The organism is Sphingorhabdus sp. EL138 (assembly GCF_900258045.1).
GTDB lineage: Bacteria > Pseudomonadota > Alphaproteobacteria > Sphingomonadales > Sphingomonadaceae > Parasphingorhabdus.
The window spans coordinates 471,557-498,348 of the sequence record NZ_OGVD01000002.1; the positions used below are offsets into that span (position 1 = coordinate 471,557).

At 53.8% G+C, this 26,792-nt stretch carries 24 protein-coding genes; 15 read left to right on the forward strand and 9 right to left on the reverse strand.

The window, feature by feature from the left end; translation table 11 throughout:
* Nucleotides 1-31: 31 nt before the first annotated feature.
* Entirely contained in the window at nucleotides 32-418 is a 387-nt protein-coding gene (locus DK507_RS18205; RefSeq protein WP_367889549.1) for a DUF3592 domain-containing protein, read from the reverse strand.
* 94 nt (nucleotides 419-512) lie between these two features.
* Here DK507_RS18205 and DK507_RS05725 point away from each other — a divergent pair, with 94 nt between their 5' ends.
* Nucleotides 513-902 (forward strand): DUF4345 domain-containing protein, encoded by a 390-nt coding sequence (locus tag DK507_RS05725; RefSeq protein ID WP_162558911.1) that lies wholly within the window; start codon nucleotides 513-515, stop codon nucleotides 900-902.
* A gap of 105 nt (nucleotides 903-1,007) precedes the next feature.
* A complete protein-coding gene (locus DK507_RS05730) occupies nucleotides 1,008-1,211 on the forward strand; it encodes a dodecin family protein (protein WP_109355399.1) in 204 nt (67 codons plus the stop codon).
* A 22-nt stretch (nucleotides 1,212-1,233) separates the two neighbouring features.
* Here DK507_RS05730 and DK507_RS05735 read toward each other — a convergent pair whose 3' ends face one another.
* Nucleotides 1,234-1,707 (reverse strand): D-Ala-D-Ala carboxypeptidase family metallohydrolase, encoded by a 474-nt coding sequence (locus DK507_RS05735; protein WP_109355400.1) that lies wholly within the window; start codon nucleotides 1,705-1,707, stop codon nucleotides 1,234-1,236.
* A gap of 226 nt (nucleotides 1,708-1,933) precedes the next feature.
* Complete coding sequence (uvrA, locus tag DK507_RS05740) at nucleotides 1,934-4,828, reverse strand: excinuclease ABC subunit UvrA (RefSeq protein WP_109355401.1); 2,895 nt, start codon at nucleotides 4,826-4,828, stop codon at nucleotides 1,934-1,936.
* Between the two features lie 252 nt (nucleotides 4,829-5,080).
* Here uvrA and DK507_RS05750 point away from each other — a divergent pair, with 252 nt between their 5' ends.
* Both DK507_RS05750 and DK507_RS05755 read left to right on the forward strand, forming a co-directional pair.
* Entirely contained in the window at nucleotides 5,081-5,473 is a 393-nt protein-coding gene (locus DK507_RS05750; RefSeq protein WP_109355403.1) for a cytochrome c, read from the forward strand.
* 99 nt (nucleotides 5,474-5,572) lie between these two features.
* Entirely contained in the window at nucleotides 5,573-6,727 is a 1,155-nt protein-coding gene (locus DK507_RS05755; protein WP_162558912.1) for a serine hydrolase, read from the forward strand.
* 8 nt (nucleotides 6,728-6,735) lie between these two features.
* Here DK507_RS05755 and DK507_RS05760 read toward each other — a convergent pair whose 3' ends face one another.
* Nucleotides 6,736-7,113 carry a hypothetical protein gene (locus DK507_RS05760; RefSeq protein ID WP_162558913.1) on the reverse strand — a complete coding sequence of 126 codons (378 nt, stop codon included), beginning with the start codon at nucleotides 7,111-7,113 and terminating at the stop codon, nucleotides 6,736-6,738.
* Between the two features lie 74 nt (nucleotides 7,114-7,187).
* Nucleotides 7,188-8,798, reverse strand: coding sequence for a sulfatase-like hydrolase/transferase (locus tag DK507_RS05765; RefSeq protein ID WP_109355406.1), 1,611 nt, complete (start codon nucleotides 8,796-8,798; stop codon nucleotides 7,188-7,190).
* A 405-nt stretch (nucleotides 8,799-9,203) separates the two neighbouring features.
* On the opposite strand from DK507_RS05765, the gene DK507_RS05770 reads away from it, so the two are divergent.
* On the forward strand, nucleotides 9,204-9,746 hold the full coding sequence (locus DK507_RS05770) for a hypothetical protein (RefSeq protein WP_162558914.1): 543 nt from the start codon (nucleotides 9,204-9,206) through the stop codon (nucleotides 9,744-9,746).
* Between the two features lie 7 nt (nucleotides 9,747-9,753).
* On the opposite strand, the gene gmk is transcribed toward DK507_RS05770, so the two are convergent.
* Entirely contained in the window at nucleotides 9,754-10,419 is a 666-nt protein-coding gene (gmk, locus tag DK507_RS05775; protein ID WP_109355408.1) for a guanylate kinase, read from the reverse strand.
* A 166-nt stretch (nucleotides 10,420-10,585) separates the two neighbouring features.
* Between gmk and DK507_RS05780 the strand changes: the two genes are divergently transcribed.
* Entirely contained in the window at nucleotides 10,586-11,704 is a 1,119-nt protein-coding gene (locus DK507_RS05780; RefSeq protein ID WP_109355409.1) for an AI-2E family transporter, read from the forward strand.
* Here DK507_RS05780 and DK507_RS05785 read toward each other — a convergent pair.
* Nucleotides 11,701-13,038 carry an MFS transporter gene (locus DK507_RS05785; RefSeq protein WP_109355410.1) on the reverse strand — a complete coding sequence of 446 codons (1,338 nt, stop codon included), beginning with the start codon at nucleotides 13,036-13,038 and terminating at the stop codon, nucleotides 11,701-11,703. The two genes, DK507_RS05780 and DK507_RS05785, sit on opposite strands and share 4 nt — an antisense overlap.
* Nucleotides 13,039-13,383: 345 nt before the next feature.
* On the reverse strand, nucleotides 13,384-13,995 hold the full coding sequence (locus DK507_RS05790) for a LysE family translocator (RefSeq protein WP_109355411.1): 612 nt from the start codon (nucleotides 13,993-13,995) through the stop codon (nucleotides 13,384-13,386).
* 81 nt (nucleotides 13,996-14,076) lie between these two features.
* On the opposite strand from DK507_RS05790, the gene DK507_RS05795 reads away from it, so the two are divergent.
* On the forward strand, nucleotides 14,077-14,574 hold the full coding sequence (locus DK507_RS05795) for an Lrp/AsnC family transcriptional regulator (RefSeq protein ID WP_109355412.1): 498 nt from the start codon (nucleotides 14,077-14,079) through the stop codon (nucleotides 14,572-14,574).
* Between the two features lie 209 nt (nucleotides 14,575-14,783).
* Here the strand turns inward: DK507_RS05795 and DK507_RS05800 are convergent, their stop codons facing one another.
* A complete protein-coding gene (locus tag DK507_RS05800; protein WP_216822337.1) occupies nucleotides 14,784-16,103 on the reverse strand; it encodes a carotenoid oxygenase family protein in 1,320 nt (439 codons plus the stop codon).
* A gap of 300 nt (nucleotides 16,104-16,403) precedes the next feature.
* Between DK507_RS05800 and DK507_RS05805 the strand changes: the two genes are divergently transcribed.
* From DK507_RS05805 to DK507_RS05845, 8 genes are all read left to right on the forward strand, one after another.
* The gene (locus DK507_RS05805) at nucleotides 16,404-18,782 is read left to right on the forward strand and encodes a TonB-dependent receptor (RefSeq protein ID WP_162558915.1); all 2,379 of its coding nucleotides are present in this window, start codon (nucleotides 16,404-16,406) and stop codon (nucleotides 18,780-18,782) included.
* Between the two features lie 198 nt (nucleotides 18,783-18,980).
* The gene (locus tag DK507_RS05810; RefSeq protein WP_109355414.1) at nucleotides 18,981-19,715 is read left to right on the forward strand and encodes a TetR/AcrR family transcriptional regulator; all 735 of its coding nucleotides are present in this window, start codon (nucleotides 18,981-18,983) and stop codon (nucleotides 19,713-19,715) included.
* Complete coding sequence (locus DK507_RS05815; RefSeq protein WP_216822338.1) at nucleotides 19,712-21,157, forward strand: NAD-dependent succinate-semialdehyde dehydrogenase; 1,446 nt, start codon at nucleotides 19,712-19,714, stop codon at nucleotides 21,155-21,157. The genes DK507_RS05810 and DK507_RS05815 overlap by 4 nt, the downstream gene beginning before the upstream one ends.
* 49 nt (nucleotides 21,158-21,206) lie before the next feature.
* Nucleotides 21,207-22,649 (forward strand): carotenoid oxygenase family protein, encoded by a 1,443-nt coding sequence (locus DK507_RS05820; protein ID WP_109355415.1) that lies wholly within the window; start codon nucleotides 21,207-21,209, stop codon nucleotides 22,647-22,649.
* 706 nt (nucleotides 22,650-23,355) lie between these two features.
* Complete coding sequence (locus DK507_RS05830) at nucleotides 23,356-24,030, forward strand: hypothetical protein (protein ID WP_109355417.1); 675 nt, start codon at nucleotides 23,356-23,358, stop codon at nucleotides 24,028-24,030.
* Between the two features lie 180 nt (nucleotides 24,031-24,210).
* Nucleotides 24,211-25,563, forward strand: coding sequence for a hypothetical protein (locus tag DK507_RS05835; RefSeq protein ID WP_109355418.1), 1,353 nt, complete (start codon nucleotides 24,211-24,213; stop codon nucleotides 25,561-25,563).
* A 39-nt stretch (nucleotides 25,564-25,602) separates the two neighbouring features.
* Entirely contained in the window at nucleotides 25,603-25,962 is a 360-nt protein-coding gene (locus tag DK507_RS05840) for a hypothetical protein (RefSeq protein WP_109355419.1), read from the forward strand.
* Nucleotides 25,959-26,771: a DUF1036 domain-containing protein gene (locus DK507_RS05845; RefSeq protein ID WP_109355420.1), complete on the forward strand. Its 813-nt coding sequence runs from the start codon at nucleotides 25,959-25,961 to the stop codon at nucleotides 26,769-26,771. Before DK507_RS05840 ends, DK507_RS05845 begins: the two co-directional genes overlap by 4 nt.
* Nucleotides 26,772-26,792: the final 21 nt, after the last annotated feature.

Genomic DNA, 26,792 nt, shown 5'->3' on the forward strand with positions numbered 1-26,792 from the left:
CCACAGCTCGCGCCTGAAGCAGTCTGACCGGTTACCACCATCCGGTAAGTTCCATCCCCAGCACCACAAATGCATAGCCCAGCGCCCCGTATATCAGAGTGCGAAACACCGGATAGGGGATGCGCGCCTTTTCGGGATGGCCTTCGGGGTAGATAATTTCGATGATTTCGCCAATGACCGGCTTTGGGAAGGGCATGTAGACGGAGTCGCGAACCTCGATAAAGGTGCCGCGTTCATCGGCGAAGCGAAAGACCGGCTGATAGACGGGTGCGCCGTCTTCATAGCGCCGGTCGTGGCGGACAATTTTGGCGGATGTACGGCGGACCGGATTGCGCAGAAACGGCAGATCGCTGCGCAGGGCCAGCGCCAGTCCTGTTCCCGCCAGGGCCAGGCAAATCGAGAGAATGAAGGTTTCGATCGCGCGGGGCTAGCATTGTTTTTCGGGCTTGTTAAGATGTCCGGTATCAAGGTCTCCATCGGTTGGGGAGATGGGGCCAAGGGGAGGAAACAACATGACCGCATTTCGTATTGTAGTAATGATATTTGCCTGTATTCCGCTGCTGTTCGGGGTCGTCGGTATTTTCGCTGGCGCGGCGGGGGCAGTGCCGGAGCCAGAGCTATACGAGCTGCCGGAGATAACGGCGCTCGACAACCAGTTTCGCTATCTCTCCGGCGTCTATATCGGCATCGCGTTGATGCTGTTTTATTCTGCTGGTGACGTTGTAGGGCGCGCTTTGGTGTTTCGTATGGCGATATTGGCGGTATTCATTGGCGGCCTTGGGCGGGTCGTATCCTATCTCATGGTGGGTGAGCCGCCGGTGCAGATGGTTGCCGGCATGGTGTTGGAGCTGATCGCACCCGTCGCTATTCTGTGGCAGAGGAAGGTGATTAAAGACGCCTGATTTGACGGGGGCGATCGAAAGGCGCATTCTCGCTACTGCCGCTGCAACAGGGCATGGAAGCAGGGCGGCATTTTCCAAAGGGGGCATAACCCGAAGGAGAGTGTAATGGCTGTAGCAAGAGTGACCGAAATTATTTCATCGTCAACCAGTTCGATTGAGGACGCGGTGAACGAAGGCGTTGCCCGCGCCTCGCAGACGCTGACCAACGTCCAGTCCGCGTGGGTCAAGGATATCAAGACCGTCGTAACTGATGGCAAGGTGACCGAATGGCGCACGACGCTGGCGGTGACTTTCTTGTTGGAAGAGTAGTCGGATCTGCCGATGGGCGGCGCTATCCGACGATCCCGTTCTGATAGACCGTTCGGCGCCTACCATTGCGGACGACGCGCTTGGCGGTCAGTTCCTGATTGCGATAGGGTTCACGGTAAGACACGTGAACCCAGCCGCTGGCCGGTACGCCGCGCTTGTAAAATTCCAGGATCAGCTGGTCATAGTTGAGCCGCCGTTCCATCCACTGACAGATGCGCAGATTGTCGATACCGGCAATCTCAAAATCCGCTGCTTCACCCTTGGCATGTTGTGACGTCCGCGATCCGCGGATGGCGCGATTGACTGCCGGCGAGCGATAGCCGGAGGAGATTAGCACCGGACGACCGTAATTTTCGCGCACCGGCTCCAGCACTTTCTCACAGAGCAGTTTTAGCGCCGCGATCTCCTTTGTCCCGGGCGTATTGTCGAGCATCAACCGCGTGGCCGTCTGCGATTGCGTGAACTCGCTGAGGTGGAAATTGGGGCTCAGTTTCATGGGAACGAATGTGCGGGCGGAGAGAGGGCGGTGTCAAGGGGATGACCCATAGACGGTGTCAAAGTGCTGCCCACAAGACTCGTCATTCTGAACTTGTTTCAGAATCTACTTGAGGCTTGGCGGCTCCCCAGATCCTGAAACAAGTTCAGGATGACGATGGAGTTCAGGATGACCAATCTATGGCTATTCGGGCTGTGTGCAAGCCACCCTCCAATGAGAGCTTGGCCTATTTCGCCAGCATATCCTTCAGATATTGTCCGGTGAAACTGCCCTTGACCTTGGCCACGTCTTCCGGCGTGCCCTCGGCGACAATATTGCCGCCGCGCACGCCGCCTTCGGGGCCGAGGTCGAGAATATGGTCAGCTGTCTTGATGACGTCGAGATTATGCTCGATCACCACCACGCTATTGCCCTGTTCCACCAGCTGATGGAGGACCTGCAGCAATTTGCGGACATCCTCGAAATGCAGGCCGGTGGTTGGTTCATCCAATATGTAGAGCGTCTGTCCCGTCGAACGTTTGGACAGTTCCTTGGCCAGTTTTACACGCTGCGCCTCGCCGCCGGACAAAGTCGTTGCCTGCTGGCCGACCTTGATATAGCCGAGGCCCACCTCGTACAGCATCGCCATCTTGTCGCGGATCGGCGGCACCGCCTTGAAGAAGCTCACCGCGTCCTCGACCGTCATGTCGAGGATGTCGGCAATGGACTTGCCCTTGAACTTCACTTCCAGCGTCTCGCGGTTATAGCGCTTGCCGCCGCATTCCTCGCAAGTCACATAGACATCGGGCAGGAAGTGCATCTCGATCTTGATCAGCCCGTCACCGCGACAAACCTCACAGCGTCCGCCCTTGACGTTGAAGCTGAACCGCCCGGGCTTATAACCGCGCGCTTCGGCTTCGGGCAGACCCGCGAACCAGTCACGGATATTGGTGAAGGCACCGGTATAGGTTGCAGGGTTCGAGCGCGGTGTGCGGCCAATGGGTGATTGGTCAATGTCGATGACCTTGTCGCAATATTGCAGGCCTGTGATCTTGTCATGCTTGCCCGCAATCACTCGCGCGCCGTTAAGCGTCCGGGCGGCCGAGGCATAAAGCGTATCGATGGTCAGCGACGATTTACCGGAACCCGACAGGCCGGTAATGCAGGTAAATGTGCCCAGCGGAATAGATGCAGTGACATTCTGCAGGTTGTTCGCGGTCGCGCCATGCACGGTCAGCTTCTTGCCATTGCCCTTGCGGCGCTCGGCAGGCACCTCTATCTCTCGCGAACCATTTAGGTACGCTGCCGTGAGTGACTTTTTCGACTTCAGGATCTGCTTGAGCGTTCCTGCGGCGACAACATCACCGCCATGGACGCCGGCGCCCGGTCCCATATCAACGACATGATCCGCTGTACGTATTGCATCTTCGTCATGTTCGACCACAATTACGGTATTGCCAAGATCGCGCAGGCGTTTGAGCGTGGTCAGCAGGCGGTCATTGTCGCGTTGATGCAAGCCGATGCTCGGTTCGTCCAATACGTAAAGAACACCGCTCAATCCTGAACCTATTTGGCTCGCCAGACGGATGCGCTGGCTCTCGCCGCCGGATAATGTACCGCTGGTCCGGTCAAGATTGAGATAGTCGAGGCCGACATTGTTCAAAAAACCCAGCCGTTCGATAATTTCTTTCAGGATCGGTTCGGCAATCTGGCGCTGGGTCTTGTCGAGCTGATCAGCCAGACCATTGAAAAAGTCGAGCGCATCGCCGACACTGCGGCGGGTCGGGATGCTGATATCTTCACCGGCAATCTTGACGGCCAGTGCCTCCGGCTTGAGCCGGGCGCCGTGACAGACTTCGCAAGGGGCTGCCGCCTGAAATTTGGCGAGCTCTTCGCGCATCCACGTGCTTTCGGTTTGCAGCATCCGGCGGGTCAGATTGCCGACCACGCCCTCAAACGGCTTTTTCACTTCATAGCTTTTGCGGCCGTCCTGAAAGCGCAGGGTCACGGGCAGGCCCTGTGTACCGTTCAGGATGATGTCGCGATGATGCTCCGACAGATCCTGCCACGGCGTATCCAGCGAAAATTCGAAATGCTTCGCCAGACTGCCGAGCACCTGCATATAATAAGGACTTGGCGGATTGGACTTGGCCCAGGGTACGACCGCGCCTTTTTTGATCGACAGTTCCGGATTGGGCACGACCAATTGTGTATCGAAATGCAGCTTCTCGCCCAGGCCGTCACAGGCGGGGCAGGCCCCTTGCGGTGCGTTGAACGAAAAGAGCCGCGGCGCGATCTCCTCAATCGTGAAGCCGCTGACCGGACAGGCAAAACGTTCGGAGAAAACAATACGATTGTCGGGCAGGCCGGTGCCCTTCATCTTCGTGCCGGTCGCCGCTTCTTCGCGGCCCGGGACAACACCCTCGGCCAGATCAACAAAGGCCAGTCCGTCGGCCAGCCGCAAAGCCGTTTCGAAACTGTCCGCCAGCCGGGTTTCCATACCGTCCCGCACTACCAGCCGGTCGATGACCACCTCAATGTCATGTTTGAGTTTCTTGTCGAGCTTTGGTGTTTCCTCGATATCGTAAAATTCGCCGTCCACGCGTACGCGGGTAAAGCCGGCTTTCTGCCATTCGGCGAGTTCCTTGCGATACTCGCCCTTACGCCCGCGCACGACCGGCGCGAGCAGATAGAAACGCGTTTTTTCCGGCAGTGTCATGACCCGATCAACCATTTGGCTGACAGTCTGCGCGGTAATCGGTTCCCCGGTTGCAGGCGAGTAAGGCACGCCCGCACGGGCCCATAACAGCCGCATGTAATCGTAAATCTCGGTCACTGTCGCGACGGTCGATCGCGGGTTGCGTGAGGTCGTCTTCTGCTCGATCGAGATGGCAGGGGACAGGCCTTCAATATGCTCAACATCCGGCTTTTGCATCATCTCCAGAAACTGGCGCGCATAGGCAGAAAGGGACTCGACATAGCGCCGCTGTCCCTCGGCATAGATGGTGTCGAACGCGAGGCTCGACTTACCGCTGCCGGAAAGGCCGGTAATGACGATCAACTTGTCGCGGGGAAGGTCGATATCGACGCCTTTGAGATTATGCTCCCGGGCGCCTTTGACTTTAATATGGGTAAGACTCATGCGCGTGCTTTGCCGAAGATGTTGAAGAGAGTCCAGCGGGTCATAAGGCCGTACTATGTTCTATATATGTTCTTTTTGCAAGCGGGTTTTCGATGGACATTTTTCAGACAGGAACGGGAGAAAAAATCCGCTATCACCGTAGTTTACCGTAATTGTATGGAGCAGTGCCAGCTTTTATCCGATGCGAAGGCAATCTATGAAGTGGATCAACGCGGGTGGGGATCCATGGATTAACTCAAAGGAATCGGATTCATGCGTCAATTGTCCCCGGGAATTTTTCTTTCGCTTTTGGCAATCGGATGCACGACAATGCCCGCCGAGCAGACTGCATCGGACAATGAAAGCCGCAATATTGTCGCAGCTGAAGATGGTAGGGTGAAGCAGGGATTGGCATTTGCCGAGGCGCATTGTGCCGCCTGTCATAATGTCGCGGATGGACAGGCATCTTCAAATCAGCAAGCGCCGCCGTTTATTGCAATAGCCAACACCCGCGGATTGACAGATGGAACGCTGACCAATTGGCTCAGCGACTCCCATAATTATCCCGAGCTGATGGATTTCGAGATTGAAAGCGCGGATATTGACGAGCTTGCCGCCTATATTCTGACGCTGCAAAGCGCTGACTATAAACCGCCCATTCAATAAACGGATATCTTTGGTCACCGGTCTTGCCAGCGCGATATCGCCGTTGCACTTCTTCAGTATTGCTGTATTAATATGGCAATACAATATCGGGAGTTGAGCGTGAAACATATTCTATCATTTGGTCCTGCACTATGCGCAATGGCGATAATATCGGGGCCGGCGATAGCAGGAACGGGTCAGGAAGACCCTGCTTCCCAAGCCCAGCCCGCAATTACGAAACAGGATGACGGCGCAACTGTTCTAAAAAACAAAATCATTACCAAACTCCCGAACTGGCTCGCAGAATATGACGTTCCAAGCGCGGCCATTGCCTATATCTCCGATGGCCAAGTGGCATGGACCCATGTCGCGGGTGAGGCGGAGCCTGGCAAGGCCGCGACGGCGGATACGCTTTACAATATCGCATCCATGACCAAGCCCTTGGTGGCGGAAACCGTCGTGCGACTGGTGAAGGGCGGGTCCTTTACGCTGGATGAGAGTATGGCCGGCAGCTGGGTTGATCCGGATATCAAATCCGACCCGCGTCACAAGCTTCTGACGCCGCGCATGGCGCTGGTGCATCGCACCGGTTTTCCCAATTGGCGCTATCAAACCAACGATGTGCTGACCTTTAAGGACGATCCGGATACCAAATTCGGATATTCGGGCGAAGGCTTTCAATACATGGCCCGCTTCGCCGAAAAGAAGATGAACATGGCTCTGGAAAACTTGGTGGCCCAACAGATATTTGAACCGGCGGGCATGACCCGGACCAGTTTTACCGAAAAACCCTGGTTTGCCGGCCGGATCGCAATGTCACGCAATGGCAAGGGTGAGCATGCTCATGCCACGGTGCGCAAGGACTGGAATGCAGCGGACGATGTCTGGTCCACCATTGGCGACTATGCGCGTTTTCTGACCTGGATGATGGTCAATCCGGTGAGCGATCAGCCAGCAAAGAACTATTGGACCGCCGAGGAAAATCTCGGCGGACAGATTTGCGGCGAGGGGCGGCTGGCGGCAGAGGTTTGTCCGAAAATCCTTGGCTTTGTTGGTGGCTGGAATGTTTATCATACTGCCGATAATGTGATCGTCATGCATGGCGGCGGGGATGTCGGCGAGAGGACTTTGGGCTTTTTTGATCCGGTGAATAAAACCGGTGCAGTGATCTTCACCAATGGTGCCAAGGGTCAGAAAGTCATCCGCGACACTGTGAAAATTTTATATCCTGACCCCAGTTTGGTGGCGTTTATGAACTTGCAGACGGGACGATAGGCGTAAGCTTATCCGTTCGCCAGCAATCCCCACAAACCCAGCAGGGTGATGGGCGCAAATAACCAGCCTTGCGGCGCTTTGCGATGGCTCTGGCCGATAGCAGAAACCAGGCCGACACCTGTGAGTGTGAAGCCTGCTGCCAAAGTGGTTCCAGCGACAGCATAGGGTTGCTGCCCCAAAAAATAGGCGAGGAAAAAGAATAACGACATCGCGGCGATGGAAACGGTCGTGAAATGCCAGCAGAGATACTGGACATCGCGTACAAGCGGATCGAGTTCAACCGATTGCCGCAACGGGCGTGCTATTTCGCGTCCACCAATAAGCAGGTGGACGGCAAACCAGATCGCGGAGATTATCGCTGCCAGAGGATAAAGATAACTGGTCACGTCCATTCTCCTGTCAGTTTTTGCAATAATGCTCAGGCCCGGCTTTTTTGGAGCTGCAATGATTTAGCCGGCTTTTAGCGGCCTGGGAAGTGTTCGCCGCTCCGCACATCAATCGTTCCACCATCTTTTACAGGCACCACACCGCGGCCGAACCAGACAAACCGGGCAGTTGGCATTGTCAGGATATTGTCGTAACTTTCGGTCGCATAAGCCGCTTCATAGCCCATCAGGGCAAGGCTGGTCGGGAACAGCTGGCTTAGACTGCGGTAGCCAGGCCCGGCGAACCCATGGTCGTTATGCATCCGGTCAGGCAGAAAGGCGATGAGCGGAACCGAAAACTCGGCTCTTACCGGGTCTCCGCTGCAATGGGGTGTGATGCCGTCCTGGATATTCTGGCCATGATCGGACGTATAAAAAATCGCGACCCTCGAGCGGTCAATGCCATCGAGCAGCGCGTCGAAAAACCCGGCTTTGGAATAGGATATCGCCTTGTCATATTGCGCCTGTGTGCTGCTGCCATCGGGCAAGGCGCCCTTGGGGTAATGGTCGCGATACTGGAAATGCACGCCCCGCAGTAACGCATAGGTAAACTGTTTGCCCTTGCTTTTCATCTCTAAGTTGAGGGTACGGGCGATGGCGAGATCGGTTTTCTGACCGTTGTCGACATTGCGATAGCTGTCGATCAGTGCCCGTTCCGGTGCCAGCAACAGGTTTTGCGGCGGACCGGTGACCTGCCCGTCGATCATCTTCGTGACATAGCCAGCTTTGGCAGCATAGCCCCAGATGGATGCTGTGCGGCGCAAGTCAGTGGTGGCATTGACGTGGCGGACATTGACCCCGGAGCGTAACGCGACATTGGAAGGCGTGCTGCAATGGCCCATGGATGCCGCTTCGCCAAAATCAATGTGCCGGATACCTGCAATTTCCGGCGCGATAATCCGGTTGAAACCGTCATGGGAAACGCTTTCGTCGATCAGCCAGATGATCTTGTCAATCTCTGTATCTTGTCCGGGGACGGCCGACACTTCAGAGCGGGCCGGAGGCGGATCGGCGGTGGCGATGGCTGCGGCAAAATTATAGATATTGCGCTCTGCGGCAAGCGGGTAGAGGCCAAGCGGCGGCCATAAAAGTGAAGGAGCGATGAGCAGGGCGATCAACGCTGCGGCAGTTTTTCCTCCGGCAAACCGGTTCGCGGTCAGCTGACGCACCGGATCGCGCAGCGCTCTTCTGGCACCGATCATCAGGATGATGGAGATGAGCAATTTGCCCAGCGCCAGTCCCAATGGAGCGGCAAACTCACCGGCCGCCGCGCCGGCCTGCCGCGTCTCTGTAAGCAACCAGCCGCTTTTTTGCAGATCAAGCGTATCGCCTACAATCTGGCTGTAAATGCTATTGATACTGGCGGATATGCCGACAAAGGCAATGCAGACTAAAAACCATTTGCGCGGCAACAGGATGGTGGCGGCGAACAGCAGCAAGGCCTGCGCTGCGAAGGATAGCAATGCCCAGCTGGCATTGACATAGTCATAGGCGGCCGCCCGATACAGGACCGAATGTGTCAGCAAGACCTGGTTGATCACCGCATAGGCTCCGCAGAACAGCAGAAAACCGGCCAGAATCCGGACAACAGGCCATTTGGCACTGGAATCGCCGCCAGACAGACTATCGGAAAGGCCATTGTTCACGTGCTGCTTCTCACATCAAAAAAGCTGGTAATCGTCAGATTTACTATGGCGCAAAGCCCTTAAGAATAGGTGACCTTGAGCCATTTCCTGATATTTTGGCGGTTTCTGTCAGGGCCGGGTAAACGATTGTCGAAGCCTGTTCTCTTTTCGTCGAAAGCGGCTGCCTTGCCGAACTGCGTTGACATATTACGGACGAGAGCCACAATGTGATCCTGTTTGGTTACGCATCGGGATCGCCACGGCTTGAACACAGGGGGATGGTGCCACATGATAAAAGTGGTTCGTAATTTGGTATTTCGGGAATTCATGCCCTCCGCATGGGCAAGCTCCTTTTCCCGTCCTGGTATCCCCGGATCCGATACCCGAAGCGCCCAACCCCTATTCTGCGCTTTGTTTGCGACTTTATTGGCATCATCCCCTATTTTCTCGTCGTCTGCTATTGCGCAATCGACCCCTTCCACAGCACCGACGGCAAAAACACCGCCGCCACCTTGTGCCAGTGCCGATCATCGCGCCTTCGATTTCTGGATCGGAATCTGGGATGTCACGCCGGCTGGCAAGGATGCACCGACAGCAATTAACAGTATCAGTGCCCAACATGGCGGTTGTGTCATTCGCGAAGAATATCAGACACAAGGCGGTTACACCGGAATGAGCATGAGCTTTTATGATGCGGCTCGCAAAAACTGGCACCAGACCTGGATGGGGGCGGACGGCACGGCCCTGTTCATCGCAGGCGGTCTGAATGACCGGGGTGAAATGGTGCTTAGCAACACCAACTGGCCAGGTTATGTCAAAGGCTCACCGGTCAACCGGGTGACCTGGACCCCGAACCGCAAGGACGGGACTATCGAAAGCGTGCGCCAGCATTGGCAAAGTTCGGCCGATGGCGGTCAGAACTGGACGACGGTTTTTGACGGACTTTACATCAAGCGGACTGAAAACTGACCAAAGACTAACCGCGCTCTTGCGCAACCAGATCCCGGACAAAGCCGATCAGTCCCGTTTGCCGTGACCGGCGCATCCGTTCCGTGGCGAGTATTTGTTTGACCTTTGCGAAACAGGCGTCGAGATCGTCGTTGATCAGGACATAGTCATAGCCGTCCCAATGGCTGATCTCACTGGCTGCACGCTGCATTCGGCTGTCGATAATTTCATTGCTGTCGGTGGCTCTGGCTTCCAACCGCTCACGCAATTCGGCGAGAGAGGGGGGCAGGATGAAGATACGGACAACATCTTCGCCGCCGCGTTGATACAGTTGCTGTGTACCCTGCCAGTCAATGTCGAAAAGAACGTCTTGCCCGTCTTCGAGATTTTTCTGCACTGGTGCAGCAGGGGTTGCATAGCGGTTGCCAAAAACCGTGGCATATTCCAGAAAGGCATGATCGGCGACCATTTCTTCAAACTCGTCACCACTGACGAAATAATAGTCCTTGCCATGTTCTTCGCCGGGGCGTTGCGGCCGGGTGGTGACAGACACCGACATGGCAATCTGGTCATCTGCTTCGAGCAGCATGCGCGCGAGTGTCGATTTGCCAGCACCAGAGGGCGAAGAGAGAACAAACAGAAGGCCGCGGCGGCTCAGTTCGTCATGCGGAAGGGAAGAAATATCGTCGGCCATAGCGGCTATTGGCCGAGAAGGGGGCATGCCGTCAAGATACTAGTCGCGATTGCTGGCAGATGTTACAGGACTGGCTGTCGCACTGATCGGATGACAGGTCGGAATTTTATGTTTATCAAGCGGTTGCAAGAGCTTTCGTCCGCTAAAAAAATGGTGATCTAGAATAATGTTTCAGGGCCGCGTCAGCACGATATTCTTCTCGGTCGGCATAACGATCATGATCGGCTGGCTGTTCTATGTCGGCAAGGATATCATCCTGCCGATCGTGACCGCGATCATCTTGCTTCAGATACTCTATTCCGCCAGCGCTGCGGTTGCCCGTATTCCCGGATTGGGCCGGTCACCCATGTGGCTGCGAGCTACGCTCGCTTTGTTCGGGGTGGTCTTGCTTCTATTCGCGATGACCCGGATGCTGGTGGCGTCACTGCAGACTTTGGTGCCGTCACTGCCGACCTATCAGAGCAATCTGGAAAACCTGTTCGCGGCCTGGTTCCCCGCACCGCAAGAGACCGCAGCCGTTAAAACCGACATGGGTGAGATGATGGCATCGCCTGGCCTGATGATTGATCGCGGCAGCGAAGCCGTGGTGAAAGCGGTCAGCGAGTTTGCCACCAGGTTGCTGACTGAGGTTGATATTGCGGCCATAGCGCAATCGGTATTATCTTCGCTGACGAGCTTTGGCGGATTTGTCTTTATTACAATTCTCTATGCCTCTTTCATGCTCAGCGAAATTACCGGTTTTCCTGCAAAAGTGCAGCGGGCCTTTGGCAATGCAAGCGATTCCAAAGACACGATGAATATGATTGCACGGATCAACCACGATATTGGTAGCTATCTGGCGACCAAGACGCTGATCAACATCATGCTGGGCGTGATTTGCTGGGTCATCATGGTGGCGCTCGGTATTGAATATGCGGCGCTTTGGGCGATCATTATCGGCTTGCTCAACTATATCCCCTATATCGGTTCGATTGTCGGCGTCGCTTTTCCGGCGCTGTTCGCGGTTGCCCAGTTCGGTACGCTGACCGTGCCCTTGATCGCTACCGGCCTGATGACGGCAGCACAGGTCATCATCGGCAATGTGGTGGAGCCGCGCATGCTCAGCAAATCGGTCAATTTGAGCCCAATGGTCGTACTCGTGGCGCTTTCTGTATGGAGCACGCTCTGGGGTATTCCCGGCGCGATATTAGCGGTGCCGTTTACGACCATCTTGATGATCATATTGGCAGGCCGCAAGGGCACTAAACCTATTGCGGCGCTGCTGTCCAGCGACGGTAAAGTTTAAGCCCCTTCGTCTGCTGTTTTATGCTTGGGCGGCGTCAGGCAGATAGCCGAGATGAGCGACAGGCCCAGCAGTATCGAGCCGATCAAAAATGCCAGATCATAGCTGCCATATATATCGAAAATGTAACCCGCGCCTGCCGGTGCCGTCGCCACGAACGGCAACAACAGTGGGGCAAATACTGAGTTGATTTTCGCAAAGCTCTCCTGACCGAAAAAATTACTGGTGAGGGCGGGGGAGAGCGCAAAAAACCCGCCATAGCACAGCCCCAGAAGGAAGGCCGCAAAGCCAAGACCCATAAGGCTGGCCATGGTCCAAAGCATGATGAAGGCTAATAGCATAGCCGCCATCATGGCCGCCATCAGCCAGCGCAACTCGAAGCGGTCGCCGAGCCACCCCGCCGGCATTCGGCCGAGCCCGCTGCCGATGATGAAGATGCTGACGATGGAAGCCGTCTGGATTTTCGAGATGCCGATATCGGACAGGTATAGCGAACCATGGGTGAGCAGGAACGTGCCAATGGACAGATAGGTCACGTTGATGATCATGATGAAATATACCGCACGGGTGTGAAAAACCTCTCTGACAGTCCAGTTTTGCTCGCTGCGATAGGTGCGCGGTTTGGGCGCAGGCTTTTGTGTGTCCGCACGGGCCGCGAGTGGATCAAAATTGTCCGGATGCTGCCCAATATCTTTGGGCCGGTTGACGATAAACTGGGTCAGCAGCAGCGCGCCGACAACGGCAGCCGCGCTCACCAGCCAGCCGGACTGCCAGGTCCCGAAGGTTTCCATGACCCGAATGAGAATCGGCTGGGCAAAAAAGCCGCCCAGCGCATTGCCGGTGAGGATGATGCCAAGCACTGTTGCGCGTTTGGCGTTGAACCAGTTGATGACGACGGTTTGCCCGCACAAGGGACCCGCCAGCGCATTGGCGGCACCCATCACAAAACCCCAGATCAGGGTCCAGTGCCAGATTTCGGTCACAAAAAAGACGGTCATCAAAAGACTGATGAGCATCAATATCAAACCGACTGTCAAAGTGAACCGGACACCCCGTTTCCCGATCATCCAGGCGGTTAACGGATAGCTGAGCCCCAAGACCAGAAAGCTGAGACTATGGGCAATCGAGGCATCACCGCGGTTCCAGTTCATATCCTCGACCATTGCCGGGAATATCGCGGCATAGGCAAAATAGACGAAGCCGGAGGCGGCAAACTGGATGAAAAACAGCAATGCGGCATTGTTCCAGCCGTAAAATTTGCGAGCGGACTTTGCGTCAGACGACGCGCGCTCTTTCTCGCTGGCTGGTGTCGCTGCCAAAGCCTTTTCCTGCGCCATCTCTTCTCCTGACACTGGTGTTAGCAGGACAAATGGTTTCTAGGAAAGAGCTTTGTGCAGCGGGCGTTGATAGATCGGTTTTAGAAGAGGGATTGGCTGTGTCAGGTCGCATTGGCCGATGTTGATATTGAATGCGGTTGTCTTGGCTTGAGGGTCCGCTATGGGCGCAAAAGCGGCCATTGGAAATTACCCATTTATGCCAATCATAGGGTTACCGGCTTGTTCAATAAATATCCCGTGGCCGTTACCAACACCTAGAGACTCTGTTTCATAAGGTTCGATGGGAGGGAATGTTTCGGTCATATCGGTCCTTTCTGTGCGCGTTTATAAGTCCAACTTGTGTGCCTAAACGGTCGCCATTCGTGCTCCTGCAAGTAAAAGGGCACCGCCAGCGACGCGATTGATCAGGCGCACGATCCATTCTTTGACGCGGCCACTCGTCAACCGATCACCAGTGTAGGCATATAAACTGTAAGAGATCAGATCGAGCACAACGGTGGTGCCACCCATAAGAAGGATTTGAGACAATATGGGTTTTGAAGCATCCAGAAATTGCGGGAGAATTGCTGCGAAATACAGAAGTGCTTTTGGATTGGCAAATTCGACTATGAATCCCTTTCCAAACAAAGAAATGGCGGATTGCAGTTTGCCCGTGGGAAACTGAATGCCACCGGTTTTGCTAAAGATGGCTGTTAAACCAAGATAGACCAGATATGCGACACCAACCCATTTGATCACGGCAAAAATAGTCGCCGATGCGATCAGTAGTGAGGCAATACCCGTGGCGGACAAAATGAAGTAGACCGCGTTAGCGGCTGCTACGCCAAATACTCCAAAGGTTGCACGTTTGTGACCATTGCCAGCCCCCTGGGCTGCGATGGCGATTGCAGCAGGGCCTGGGACAAAAATCACAACGGCGGTGGTAAACAAGAAGATGAAGTAAATTCCCAATTCCATAGATAATTCCCATTGCTGAATATCGTTTAGCAATATATAGATATTGCTGAACAATGTTCTGCTTCAAGGAAATTATGGCTTATGGATCAAGATACGAATAGCATTCAGCAAAAACGCGCTACGGAACTGATTATCGATGATACTGACCGAAAGCTGTTAACCGCGCTAGCCGAAGATTCATCGCAATCCTATTCCGGTCTGGGTGCAAAAGTGCATCTTTCGGCACCCGCGGTGCACGAACGGGTCAAGAAGATGAAGACCGCGGGCGTAATTAAAAAAAGCACCATCAATTTAGACGGCACGAAAATAGGACGCCCGTTTCTCGCCTTCATTCATGTGAACTATACCGGCACCAAAGCCCGAGACAATTTTGCCAGATTACATGAAGATGCTGATGTTGAAGAAATTCATAGCGTGGCCGGAGATTCCTGCCTTTTAATAAAGGCCAGATGCAAAGATGCTAATGGCCTCGACAAACTTTTGATCCGGATGCGTGAATTTGGTGATGTTACCAACACAAGGAGCCATATTGTTTTGACGACCTTGTTAGAGCGTGGACCGCAAGCAGAATTGGATTGAGTCAGTTCTAAGCTAACGTCCGCTTAGGGCACGAAAGCGGACATTAGACAACCGGTGATCAGTCTTTCTGCTAACGACCCCTAAACAGTCATAATGGCGCTTTGAAATTAACACTGCAGCATGGCTGGCGGCCAGGCATCTGGCGAGAAACTGGCCAATAAGAGCCTCCCACTCCAACTGCCAACGCGCAGGACACTGAAAGTTGCAATCTAATCGCCAATCCAACTGCCATGAAAACCGGCAGGTACACGCGCCTGCAAATGTATTCGCGCGATTGGCTCATCAGACATTTCCACCGCGTTGAGGATGACCAACTCGCTCAGATGTTCGGTGGTATCGAAAACAAAGGCCATCAGATACCCGTCATCCTCGCTACCTGGATTGTCGGCAGGGACGAAGATGGCCTCGCTTCCTAACCGCCCGTCTTTGAGACGATGGCAAGTGCGCGCTCCTGTCTCCATATCATACTTGTGAAAACCAAGGATATTAGGGGCGCCGCCAGTATCAAACTCTGCAGCATATCCATGTTTGTGTGGCTGGCCGACCAGCAGCGGCGAAGTCACCGGAAAGTCAACACCCAAGTCATCCAGTTGCTCTTCTTTAATCGAGCCTTGATCAAGGTCTATTGTCCACCGATGAAGCTTTGGTACCGGCGGATTTTTCATCCCTACCGAGGTGTAGCCAACCATTCGCGGCGCATGAAAAACGACCCGCGAGCCGCACTCATGGGCATTCATTGTGTGGTAGACATAGCAAGGGTCAATTTCGAACCACTTTACGTCTTGGCTTTTGCCGGTGCGCGGCATGACGCCGAGCCGCGCACCATAGCTTTCATCATAGCTGATCGGGATTCCCGGTTTACCCAATTTCTCTAAATCCCAAAGCATGGGCAGGTCCATAAAAAGAACGAAATTTTCCGTGATTGCAAAGTCATGAACCATCGTCGCTGCTTTGACATCAATGATTTCGGATTGGACCAATTCACCGCTGGGCGAGACACGGTAATAAGTCAAAAACGGAGGCATTATCCCATAGCCAAAAAACAGCATTTCTCCAGTTTTGGGGCAAATTTTGGGGTGAGCCGTCATATTGCCTGCCAATTTTCCGTCAAAATCATATGGACCGATGGTTTCCAAATCATCAGACATTTCGATGGGAATCTGCGTTTCTTGAAGCGCCAATATCTTGTCCGCATGTCCCACGATATGGGTGTTTGCGAGCGAGTTTCCTCTTACAAGTCTGTTCTCATTGGTGATCTTTTCGAAATCCAAAAGGGGCGTTTGGACATAGCGATTGCGATACCAATGGGCTTCGCCGTCACTGATTTTGACGCCGTGGATCATCCCCTCGCCCAGGAACCAGTCGGCGCTTGGGTGCGCACGCGGATTCGGTCCGTTGCGCAGATATCTTCCGTTCAGCTCTTTTGGGATTTCGCCGGTTATCTGCAGATTGACTGTCTTGACAGTTTCTTCGACCGGCGCAAAGTTCCCTGCCATCCAAAAAGGTGCATCGGAATGTTCTCTTGTCAAAATTTTGCTCCTCTCTCGCACTGAATTTGCCTGCCATTCACTGCGGCAGATCACATTGTCCTGCATGCCATATTATCAATTCAAACGGTCATAACAATTGTGAGAGTATCTTTTGAAAACGGGATTATTAGCTTCTCATTCAGGATTGCGGCGAAATCCAACATTTGATGTTCGCCGGTTTAAATCGCGTAACAGATGCAAAAAAGCATCGTCGTGGAGGGGAGAAACAAGATGTCATTCAAGAAGAGATTGTGCCTGCGAACGGCAAGCGTTGCTATTTCTACAACTCTGGCGATAGGCATGGCCAACCCGGCAATCGCTCAGGTTCAGGACGAGGTTGTGCAGGACGATGAGTCCAATAGCAATCTCATCATCGTGACTGCTCGGAAACAGGAAGAAACCCTGCAGGATGTTCCTGTCGCAGTTGCCGTTATCAGTGGTGACACGCTTGATGACTTCCGCATTGATGAAGCTGCTGATCTGGTTAGCCGCGTGCCTGCTCTTTCAGTACAGGTCGGTGGTTCGGGCGCCGGTGCGCAGATTGGTATCCGCGGCATCAACTCTTCCAACATTTCGAACGCATTTGATTCCGCAGTGGCGATCAATATCGATGGTATAGCCGTGAGCACGCAAAGGATCTTGCAATCAGCGTTTTTCGATCTGGAGCAGGTGGAAGTCTTGAAGGGGCCTCAGCCGTTATTCTTCGGCAAGTCGACTTCAGCAGGTGTTTTGACTCTGCGCAGCGCGAACCCAACGCCAGACTGGGAAGTATCCGGGACGGTCTCTTATGAATTCGAAGAAGAGGGATATACCGTAGGCGGCTACATCTCCGGGCCGATAACGGATACTTTGGGCATCCGCGTCGCTGCCGAATATCAAGGCATTGACAAGTTCGTGGAGCTGCAGGACAATGTGCCCGCGCTCGATCGCGATAAGGGATTGACCAATTTTATCGGCCGTCTGACGCTCGCTTTTGAGCCTTCGGACAGGTTCGATGCAACCCTCAAAGTCAATTATAACAGGCAGCGTTCGGAGACATTGAACGGCTTCACGGACATGTTTTGTGGCGGCAACGGGCAACCGGAGCCATCATTCCTGGCGGTGTTTGGCTTGTCATTTGCGCCCACCCATAACTGTAATATTTCCGACAATCTGTTCCCCGGACCTGATGGTGATGCCAGGATTAACGTTGCCCCGGATGGACTGGACCTCGGCGGACGTGATGTCACTCAGGCATTCAATGACACCGACCTGTTCTTTGCGAGTTTAGAGGCCAACATCGGATTGACCGAAAATCTCACTCTGACACTGCTTTCAGGTTATGTTGAGCTGGACAATATTTACAACGACACTTTCAACACAACTGGCCAAAACGCAGATGGAACCGCCGCCGGATTTTCGGCACCGTTCATCAACACTCTAGAGCAATACACTCAGGAATTTCGTCTCTCAAGTGATTTTACAGGCCCGTTCAATTTCCAACTCGGTGGCTTCTGGGAAAGTCGTGATAGCGGGCTGCTAACGGCTCAGAACGCGTTTCTGCCATCGATCCTGCTGGGGCCGGACGCCGCCACTGGCTTCACTTTTGATTGGTTGGCGGATCGCCCTCTCTCAGCCGAGGCAATCTCGTTCTATGCGAGCGGGTCGCTCGACCTGACCGACACAATCAACCTGTCCGGAGGTGTTCGCTGGACCGATGAACAAAAGAGCACAACGATTGCCTTTCCGTATGTTCATTCGTTCATCTCTGGTCCATTGGGTGCGGTCCCGTCAGGCTTTTTTGCTGGCCCGATCAAATTCAGTGACAGCAATTTCTCTCCCGAGGTGGTGTTGAAATACTCGCCAACCGATGATTTCAATGTCTATGCCGCGTTCAAGACTGGCTTCAAATCAGGTGGCGTCGATAACAACACTTTGCCAACAGGCGCGGTACTGTTATTGAACGATCCCGATCCGGCAGTTGCTGAAGCAGCTGCTGACTCTCTTCGGTTCGATTCAGAGACTTCAACCGGTGGTGAAATTGGTGTTCGTTCGCAATTGGCCAACGGGTCTTTGACACTCAACGCAACCGCATTTTACTATGTGTTTTCTGATCAGCAGATTCAGAATTTTGATGTCAATATTTTCAACTTCTCGACATTCAACGCTGGTGAAACCACAACGCAAGGTATCGACGTTGATTGGCGCTGGTCTACGCCAGTCGATGGACTTACCATAAGCGGTGCTCTCGCTTATCTGGATGCGGCCTTCAGCGACACCTTTGTCTCGGTGAATGGTTTGGATTTGGATGGCCGCGCTGCTGCTCGAGCACCTGAATGGTCCGGCAATGTTGCTATCGATTGGGATATTCCCCTTGGCGATTCGCTGGAGCTTGGGCTCAATTCGGTGATCAGTTATACAGATGAATACTTCACGACGACCACCAGCCCAACCGAACTTGATCTGGCAACGAACATCGGCGACATCGTCCAGGATGGGTTCTTTACAATCGACGGTTCGATATCGATCGGTGATCCGGACGGGAAATGGACGCTGTCGTTGATTGGTACAAATCTCACAGACGAAATTTTCATCAACACCTCCGCTCCGCCCCCATTTGGCGCGCCTGGAACTGATGACCGGTTGGTAACCCTGAACCGAGGCCGGCAAGTGTTTGTCGAGGTTGGCTTTAAATTTTAGTTGGCGTTCTCTTCCGACTAATTCCTTGGGTGGGTGCTGGAAATTAAGATGGCACCCACCTTTTCCCCTGGTTGCAGTTAGGTGGTTGTCTTGCGATCGACAGTCGTTGCATTGTAATGTGGGTCGGAAGCGGGGCAAGACCAATGTCCTGTTATCATCGCCACCGCCCTTTCTTGCAAAAGCCAAAAGTGAGACCTGATGCAAACCAAAATGGAATACACGACAAAGTCAAAATTGCTGCAAGCTGGGATCAAGGTGTTTAGCAACCATGGTTATGCTGGAGGTTCAATTCGTCAAATCGTTGATTTGGCTGGCACCAATATCGCAAGCGTAACCTATCACTACGGGTCAAAGAAACAGCTTTGGCAGGCTGTTTTCACTCATCTGCAAGACAATTTGATTGAAGCCATTTTCGTCGATTCAGACAAGTGGCGGGACATGACGCCATATGACAGGGTGAAGAGTACAACCCGCAATTACGTGCGATTTTGTGCTCGCTATCCCGAGCTGCATCGCATCTCAATGTTTGAAACCATCCAAGGTGGCGAGATGCTCGACTGGATGAACGAGCGGAAATTTTCTCTCTTCTCAATGAAATCAATGGAGTGGGTCTCGCTGGCTCAGGACGAAGGTGTCTATTCTTCAGATGTCTCTGCCATCCACCTGCATTTCATTGTGACGCACGCGTCTAACTCCATCTTTCTTTTGGCGCCTCATATCAAAGCAACATTTGGTATTGATGTCTTCGAAGAAGAGCAGATTGAGAAGTTCACGGACGCCATCATCTCTCTCTTCTTGAACAGCGAACCTGTTACTAGCCTAGGCAAATTGGGTACTCAGTCGCCCACCGCAACAGCTCAAGATAGCGAGAATTTCGATGAAGTGCAGAATGCGCTCCAAAATCAATTTTTTCCGGATTTTAAGAATTCATGACAGACGATCCGGTTGAAATTGCGATGCAAAATTTGCTTGGCGCACTGGACGTTGCCAGCGGAGATCTACCCGTTGACGATCCGTCTACGGGAGAAATTATCGCTCGGGTGCGCGCATATGGCCTCGATGAGATTTCTCAGATAATCGGTGGCGCGGATGACGCCCGACATGCTTGGGCGGCTCGGACTGCGAAAGAGCGCGGGGCCATTCTAATAAAATGGTTCAATTTGGTCATGGCTCATCAATCGGAGTTGGCACATTTGGTCACTGCGGAATGCGGCAAGCCGTTGACGGAAGCGATGGTTGAGGTATCCTATGGCGCTGCGTTCATTGAATGGTTCGCCGAAGAAGGGAAGCGCGCTTACGGCGAAACCATTCCCAGCTTTGCTGTAGGCAAACGGGTCCTTACCATAAAGCAACCGGTTGGAACCTGTGCAGCAATAACGCCGTGGAACTTTCCTATCGCGATGGTGACGCGCAAAGTCGCACCTGCACTCGCAGCAGGCTGTTCAATCGTTTTGAAGCCAGCGGAGGCGACTCCGCTTTCCGCGCTTGCGCTGGAAAAATTGGCGATAGAAGCGGGCGTTCCCAAAGAGGTTTTCAAGATCATTCCGGTCATTGATCCTGCACCCGTGGGTGAACTTTTTTGCAGCGATGAACGGATCCGCAAATTGAGCTTCACGGGTTCTACGCCGGTCGGAAAAATTCTGATGAGGCAGGCGGCGAAAAATGTCACCAAAGTGAGTCTTGAACTGGGCGGAAACGCGCCTTTCATAGTCTTTGACGATGCAGATATTGATGCCGCTGTTGAAGGATCAATAGCCTCCAAATTCCGAAATGCTGGCCAGACCTGCGTATGTGCGAACCGATTTTTGATCCAGGAAGGCGTGGCAGAGGAATTTACCGAGAAGCTTACCGCCAGAATTGATGGACTTAAAGTTGCGCCGGGTCTGGAACAAGGAGCCGAGATTGGTCCGCTGATAAACGATGCAGGCCATTCGAAGGTCAGCACCTTGGTCGAAAGCGCGATCGCTGCGGGAGCAGTTGCGCGTCTCGGCGGCAGATCAAGCGATAGGGGTGGAAATTTCTACGAGCCGACCGTCTTGGCCGGCGTCACGAGGGATATGGATATTGCGAATGCAGAGATCTTTGGCCCGGTTGCTCCAATCATGACCTTTGCAGATGAGAAGGAGGCAATTCGCATCGCCAATGATACGCCATTTGGCCTGGCAGCGTATTTTTACGCACGTGACCTGGGGCGTGTATGGCGGGTAATGGAAGCGCTCGAATACGGAATGATCGGCATTAACGATGGCATCGTCTCATCTGAAGTCGCACCTTTTGGCGGGATAAAACAATCCGGGCTTGGGCGAGAGGGCTCAAAGCACGGGCTCGATGAATATATGGAACTGAAATACGCTTTGATAGGCGGCATTTCCTGATCAATCCGATTCTTACACAGGCACAATTTCTTAAACGGAGAATGATATCATGGCACAACCCTTTTCCGATCACCCTTATCTTACAGGCCACCATCAGCCGATGCGGTTCGAAGCACATGCGCCCGATTTGATTGTCGAAGGCGAGCTGCCAGATGATCTGCACGGGGTATTCTATCGCACAGGTTCAGAGCCGCTCTACGATCCGCCAGAAGGCTATCACTGGTTTGATGGAGATGGGATGGTTTACGGCTTTTTCTTCGAGGATGGCCGTGTTTCGATGCGCAACAAATGGGTGCGCACTGAAAAATTTGACGCTGAACTGACAGCAGGCAAACGTTTGTTTGGGGTTTTTGGCGATCCTGCAACCAGTGACCCGAGCGTGCAGGGCGTCCGCTACAACACTGGCAATACAAATATCATTCTCCACAATGGTAAATTGATGGCCGTTATGGAGGGGTGTCCTGCTATCGAAATGGATCCGCGCAGCCTCGAAACGCGCGACTATCTTGATTATGGCGGGACGATCACCGGGCCATTTTCTGCGCATCCCACCGTCGATCTTACCACCGGCGACATGATGAGCTATGGGTGGATGATAAACGGACCGCAGGGCAAACCGGAAATCCGCTATGAAGTAATCGACAAGAACGGCCAGATCACAAACCAATTCACGTTTGAAGCGCCATATATGAGCATGGTTCACACCGCACTTGTTACCGAAAACTGGGTCTTGGTGCCGTTCAACCCGCTTGAGGTTAGCCTTGAACGCGCGATGAAGGGTGGCCCGATGCAGGCATGGGTCAAGGGGCGCAATTCGCGCTTTGCCCTGTTCCCGAGGCATGGAAGCGCCAGTGATATTCGCTGGCTGGAAATGCCGGGCCGGCACATGTTCCATGAGCTCAACGCTTGGGAAGAAGATGGCAAGTTGATCGCAGATGTCGCGGCCGCCAATGGCACTGCACTTTTCCCGAACGATGATGGCTCGCAAAGTACACATGGCGACACGGCATTGGAATTGCGGCGTTGGACGATTGATCTAACCGGCAAGACCAATGACATCAAAGAAGAAACCCTCAACGATCGCGACATCCAGTTCCCGCGCCCGGATGACCGTATGATGACGCGCAAGACGCGCCACGGCTATGCCAACCTCAATCTCAATTCGGTCGATGGACGCGTGGATGGAATGGATGGCGTAATCCACTTCGATACGAAGTCCGGCAAAGAGGATATTTACCACTTTGGCAATGGCGCAGGCTGCGGTGAATTGGTCTTCGCGCCAAAGACCGGGTCAACTGAAGAAGCCGACGGCTATGCAATGAGCTTGATCCATCCAGCCAATTCCAACACGACTGAATTGGCAATCTTCCAGGCACAAGACGTTGCTGCAGGTCCCGTAGCTAGGGTCATCATCCCCTATCGCATCCCGAGCGGCTTCCACTGCAATTATTACAGCGCGGACGGCTCTCTAGCTGAACCGATTTTTGCGTAACGAAAAGTCAGTCAGCGGGCCCAATCTATGGCTTGCTCAAAATCCGAAAGTTGAATGCTATGTCTAGGCCAGATCGATCATTGGTTCGAAGCATTAATGTCCGCTTTTTGGGCTCAAAGCGGACATTGGTACTTCTCAAACATAGCCTCACAATTATCTTGCCAATGCTCGATGGGATGTCCTGCAGTTTAGCAAATGGACCTCATCGGAAAGAGCGGTCTCGATCGATGTAAAAGCAGCTTGGTCGCCTTTTATGTGGAAACTGGCAAGGTCAGTGGCATAGCGCACACCGCTACCGCTTTGGGATAAGGGCAGGAGTAGTGTCCGGCTTTTTTGAGGGCTTCGACGGGACGGAAGCGTGATGGAAATAAGCTGGTTGGCATCAATGGACATCCATGAGACCTGAAGGCGGAAACTGTCGTCACATAAATATGTTGTGGGGCTCCGGTCCGTGCGGAAGGCCGGAGCCAGGCTGTCCTTCGATTGGGCAGACAGAGGGCTCGCAAAACTAGCCAGCATGATCGCTAATCCCCCGATAGTTTGTTTCAAAAGTGGCATTAGATCACTCCTTCGATGAGACTAAATGTCTTCAGGGATGCTCTCAATCTAACCGATCTCTGCTAGCTGCCAAATGGTGTGATTGCACTATTCCGCGGTGGCTCAAGCAGCCCTAGAACTAGCGGCACATCAATTCAGGAGACCCAATATGCGACCGCAAACCCTGTTGTTAATTGCCGCCACGAGTATGACCCTTTCCGCCTGTCTGGGTGGCGGGTCTGTCAGGAGTAACCTGTCGCAGTTCCATACGCTCGAATCTGTTCCGGCATCGGCTACATTCTCTGTGGTCTCCTGGCGACCGGAACTGGACAGTTCGCTCGAATTTCACAGCTATGCGCAGCGCTTGACTGCGATCATGCGGGAAGCTGGGTTGAGAGTCGTCGAACCCGGTCAGCCGGCAGATTATATCGCCTATCTGGATTACGGCATCGATGATGGCCGTCCCGTTACCTACACATACAATGTTCCGCAATGGGGTACGACTTATAACAGTCAGACCACTTCGACCGTAGTGGATGATCGCAATCCCGGACAGCAGGTTATCAACAGCACGGTGAGGGGCACGGATCCGACATACGGCATTACCGGATATACGCAGGAGGTAAGGAACAGGACCGTCTATTCCCGGTTTGTGCATATCGATATCCTGCCAAAGAACGCGACCTCCAAGACCACTCCGGTATATGAGTTACGTCTTAAGAGCAGTGGATCATGTGGCAGCATTCCATCATTAATGCCGCGTTTCATGCGAGCTATCGACAAACGGTTTGACCGCAAGTCCGGATATTCGGGCAAGGTGAAAACCGGTGGTGTAGACTGCTAAGCATCTGGTTCATGAACTCTGGAAGATGACAAGCACAAGCCGCTGTATAGGAGTAGTTTTTTCAAAAAACCAATGAACTTAAGATGAACGATTTTCCGCGAATATAGTGTGATTCCACTATGGGCTTTTGGGCCGCTTTTCCACATGATTTTTCCATCGCCAGACACGGGGAGAACGAGCATGAGACAGATCAGATTGCATTCCGGATTGTCACTGACAGCATTAGCGTTAGCGGTGCTTACCTTTGTGGGGGGTCAGCCAGCGCTGGCGCAGGCAGAAGGTTTTAACGCGCTGTTCGAAAAGAATAGCAGCGAAACGCGCAAATTGGAACGGCGCGGCAATCAGGCGCGAGACCGGAGACGGGATGCCCGGCGGACTGCCGACCCAGATTTCAATGGTCCGGATTATCGCCGGCATGTCGGTGACCTGGCGGCCAACAGCGACCTTCAGGAGCTCGAGCAGCGGGGCCATAATGCCCGTCGTGCTCGGCCGGGACAGCAGATTAATGATGTGAATGACCTTACGCCGACCGAGCGACAGCAATTGGATCGTCGGGGCCGCAATGCACAAGTCGCACGCGGCGCGAGACAGGGGTATCAGAATAACGGTCATCCTTCTGCACAGCGCAGCACTACACGCCACCAGCGTGGCCAGGCACGCACGCCGCGCGGCACGGATTTCCAGGGTGCAGCTTATCGCGAGCATGTTGGCCGACTGGCCGGAACCGGCAATCTGCAGGAAGTGGAACAGCGCGGCTATGATGCCCGTCGGGATCGGTCGGGACATCAAATTCGGGACGAATACGATTTAACACCAAACGAGCGTCGGGATTTGCAGCAGCGCGGACGTCAGGCACAGGTTACGCGTGGACAGCGCAATGGTTTCCGTCCAGTGGCGACGGGAACAACCGGTGGCACCCGCCACTACCAACCGCGTGCAGGCTATCGTAACAATGGCTATCCGGGTGTGGGCAGAGCGCCAGTCCGCGGTCAGGGCGCGCGCAATATGAGCAGGACAAGCCGGATAAAATCCACCGCCAGAACCGGTTACGCCGCGACATCTCTGTCGAACAAAGTTTCGGCCATCGATATGGGTACAGAGGCCTTTGGTGGGCACAGCACCGGAATTGGCGAATATGGCGTCGACATGACTTTCGGTCAGGCGCAAACCTTTGCCAATGGCGGTGACCCTGTCATAGCCGCTGGGCGAGCGACAGAGCGGTTCGGACAGAATCTCTATGGCGCAACACGCGGTGTTGGCGAGTCCATCCGCGACCCGCGAAAAATCCCGCGCAACGTGAATCGCGCCGTGACAGGTGTTGCCCGAACCGGCGTTGGCGCGGTGCAATATGTCGGTGAAACCGCTGTGAAAACTACGCGAGATGGCGCCCGGTTCATGACTGATCCCAAATATGCCGCCAAGCAGGTCAATCATGGCACAAAACAGGTCGGAAAGACTGTGAGCAATATCGGTAAGTCGACCTGCAAGGGTTTTTCCACGCTCTTCGGGCTCAACAAGCGGAAGTGCAAATAGGAGCGCTTATCCGGGCCGATCTGCTGAGGGAGAATGAACATGACCAGCATTATCAAAACCGTTTCCGCTGCAACCCTTCTGATAGCCCCGATGATGGCATCCGTCCGGAGCGCTCCGGCACAAGCCAGTGGAGCCACGCCCCAGTATCGCGCCTATTGCGAAGCCAAATATCGGACGGGCGCATTGAAAGGGGTCAAACCGCGTTGGAGCTTCGGCTACAACAGTCGCACAAAGCGGATGGAATGTCGGGAAGCGGACTCCATGGGGTTCAATACATCGGTCAAAGGCCGGACTTTCTGGATCAACCTGAATGAGCTGTGTCACTTCACGACGGGCCGGGCAGACTTTCACTGGCATGGAGAGGGTCGCGTTGCCTGCGGTCGGAATGACCACAGATGATTGTTTTGTTTCTCCGCCAAACTGCGCTGGTCGCGTTAAGTTTTTCCGCTTGCCTTGCGCTGTCCGGGATATTGCTTCCTGAGCCGGCACAGGCTGGAGGATCATCGATCAATCTTTCGAAATTCTGTGATGGCAAATACCGCACCGGTTTGCTGCGGGGGTTGCAGACCAAAATTGTTGCCAAGTGGGACTCCAAGCGCAAGAAATGGGGCTGCTACATTCCCCAGAAGATGGGATATGGCACTATTACTCCAGCCCATTACAAACCTCTTGGCTATGCTGAGGCCTGTCGCAAGTTCCGTGGAACTATGCAATACCACCTGCATGGAAGAACGCTGCATTGTGGCCGGGATACAGCACAGCGCAAACAGCCACCTCGCCAACCTCCACCACCTCCACCGTCAGCCGGAAACGGGAGAGGGGAAGCCCAGTATACTGCACTGAGCATGTGCAACCGATCACGCACTGATACCATCTACGCGGCTTGGGTGTGGCACGACTGGGGCGAGAACCGGCGACGCAAGAACTGGCGTGCACAAGGCTGGATCCGCCTGCCTCGCGGTCGCTGCGAACGGATAGAGTTTCCGCACTATCGCAATGGTGATCCCTATGAGGATACGGTTTACCTCCATGCAACGTCGGACCGGGTGAACTGGGGCAAGGGTGACTATGCCTTCTGCATGCATCCATCAGACTTTGACCATCTGGCTGCCGACAAAATGGCGTGCAAAGGGCCAGATCAGTGGTTGGCGGAGACGTTTGAATTCCAGTTAAATCCGGGAGCAGAAAATACGTTCAACTTCAACTAGACGGATTCGATTGGCCAGAGG